Source organism: Siccirubricoccus soli (assembly GCF_024178315.1).
In the GTDB taxonomy this organism is placed as follows: domain Bacteria; phylum Pseudomonadota; class Alphaproteobacteria; order Acetobacterales; family Acetobacteraceae; genus Siccirubricoccus; species Siccirubricoccus soli.
The window spans coordinates 1-371 of the sequence record NZ_JAMZIK010000297.1 but is presented as its reverse complement, the minus strand read 5'-3'; the positions used below and the strand labels follow the sequence as shown (position 1 = coordinate 371).

Genomic DNA, 371 nt, shown 5'->3' with positions numbered 1-371 from the left:
CCGGTGGGATCCGGCCGCGCGGCGATGGCGAGCAGCCGGTTGCGCCCCTCGAAGCCAACCGGCCCGCGCGCCGCCTCGGCTGCCTGCGCCACCTCGGCGCTGGCCCGGGCGCGGGCGAGCAGGCGCACCATGTCTGGCGTGCGCTGCGCCGCCGGCACCGGCTCCAGCAGCGCGGCGGCCTCCGCCAGCCGGCCGCTATCCTCGGCGAAGAGGGCGGCGGCGAAGCGCGTCTCGGCGCCGCCCCGCGCCATCGCCTCCTCCAGCAGGGCGCGGCCTTCGCCGGCGCGGCCCTGGCGGGCGAGGGCGCGGGCGAGGTCGAGCCGGATCCAGGCATTGTTCGGCTCCGCCGCCAGCGCGGCGCGCAGCAGGGC

Annotated in this window: 1 protein-coding gene; it reads right to left on the bottom strand. The window is 80.9% G+C overall.

Annotated elements, in window-relative coordinates:
* Positions 1–371 (bottom strand): tetratricopeptide repeat protein (locus NJ376_RS28470; RefSeq protein WP_252956718.1); only part of this gene is annotated, 371 nt, incomplete at both ends.